At 67.5% G+C, this 1,850-nt stretch carries 1 protein-coding gene and 1 pseudogene; both read left to right on the top strand.

Annotated elements, in window-relative coordinates:
* Positions 1-116: 116 nt before the first annotated feature.
* On the top strand, positions 117-821 hold the full coding sequence (gene trbF / locus JCM9942_RS14985) for a conjugal transfer protein TrbF (RefSeq protein WP_016448814.1): 705 nt from the start codon (positions 117-119) through the stop codon (positions 819-821).
* A pseudogene (gene trbG, locus JCM9942_RS14980) lies at positions 818-1,809 on the top strand (P-type conjugative transfer protein TrbG). The gene trbF and the pseudogene trbG overlap by 4 nt, the downstream one beginning before the upstream one ends.
* Positions 1,810-1,850: the final 41 nt, after the last annotated feature.

Raw genomic sequence — 1,850 nt, 5'->3', positions numbered from 1 at the left:
CCCACGCCGCGACCACCGCCGCGCACACGCTGCGCGGTGGCGACGGTGGCGGCTCGGGGCAAGGCCCGAGCCTGCGCGGCTCCGACGACTAATGCGATTCACAAGGAGAACTGACCATGCGATTCAGAAAACCGCAGGTGCGCTATGCCGACACGCCGCAGCCTGCCACGCCGTACCAAGCTGCCGGCCAGGTGTGGGACGACCGTATCGGCTCGCCGCGCGTGCAGGCGAAGAACTGGCGCCTGATGGCCTTCGGCTGCCTCACGCTCGCGCTGTTGATGTCCGGCGGCCTAGTGTGGCGCTCGGCGCAGTCATTCGTGACGCCCTACGTCGTGGAAGTGGACAACGCGGGCCAGGTGCGCGCCGTGGGCGAAGCCGCCACGCCCTACCGGCCCAACGATGCACAGACGGCGCACCACATCGCGCGCTTCGTGACGCTGGTGCGCTCGCTGTCCATCGACCCCATCGTCGTCCGCCAGAACTGGCTGGACGCCTACGACTACACGACCGACAAGGGCGCGGCCGTGCTCAACGACTACGCGCGGGTCAACGACCCGTTCGCACGCATCGGTAAAGAGTCGGTGACTGTGCAGATCACCAGCGTCGTGCGCGCCAGCGACACGTCTTTCAACGTGCGCTGGACGGAACGCCGCTACGTCAACGGCGCCGCGGCGGGCTTGGAGCGGTGGACGGCCGTGGTGTCCATCGTGCTCCAGCCGCCGCGCACCGAAGAACGCCTGCGCCAGAACCCCCTGGGCATCTACGTCAACGGCCTGTCATGGAGCCGCGAACTGGATTCTTCCGAAGGAGCCAAGCCATGAATGATCTTTTCCGTAAATCCGCCTTGCCGGTGATCTTGCTTGCCCTGGCGGGCTGCGCCACGCAGGGCAAGCCACCGCCGACCATCTCGCTCGATGAGCCGGTACAGGCCCAGCCGCTACCCGAGCCACCCGCGCCGGTGGAGGTGGTGGCGGTGCCCGAGGTACTGCCGATGCCGGCGCAGTTGAAGCCATTGCCCGAAGCCGAGGACGCCAAGCCCACGCCGGAGCCAGCCGACGAGAAGGTGCGCGTCTCACGGGCCAATGCCGAGGCGCGCGTCGCACCCACGCGCGAGGGATACGTCAACGCGATTCAGGTGTGGCCGTTCACCGATGGCGCGCTCTACCAAGTCTATGCAGCCGTGGGCCGCGTGACTGTGATTTCGCTCCAGCCGGGCGAGGAGCTGGTGACGGTGGCCGCTGGTGATACCGTGCGCTGGATCGTTGGCGATACGTCGAGCGGCAGCGGTGCTGACCTGCGCGTCAATGTGCTGGTCAAGCCGATCCGCTCGGGCCTCAAGACCAATCTCGTCATCACCACCAACCGCAGGACGTACCTGCTGGAGTTGGCTTCGACGGAAAAGACGTGGATGGCGTCGGCTTCTTGGGAGTATCCGCGTGACCGGATGCTGGCCTTGCAGCGCCAGGCGCAGGCGGCCAGCGCCGCCGCGCCGGTGGACTCCGGCTTGTCGCTGGAAAACCTGCGCTTCCGCTACGCGGTCAGCGGTAGCAACCCGCCGTGGAAGCCGCTGCGCGCCTTCGACGACGGGCAGAAGGTCTATATCCAGTTCCCCGCCGGCATCGCGCAAGGCGAGCTGCCGCCGCTGTTCGTAATCGGGCCGGAAGGCGACGGGCAACTGGTCAACTACCGCTTCCGCTCGCCGTACTACATCGTGGATCGCTGTTCGGTGCCGCCGAACTGCGCCTGGGCGGCGACAAGGGCGACGTGGTGCGAATTGAGCGCACGGACGGCGTTGCGCGGAGGAACTGACCATGAGCCAGGACGACACCCCCGACCTCGCCACGCCGCAG

It is taken from the genome of Stenotrophomonas pictorum JCM 9942 (genome assembly GCF_001310775.1).
Lineage (GTDB): Bacteria > Pseudomonadota > Gammaproteobacteria > Xanthomonadales > Xanthomonadaceae > Stenotrophomonas > Stenotrophomonas pictorum.
This window is presented reverse-complemented; position numbering and strand designations above follow the sequence as displayed.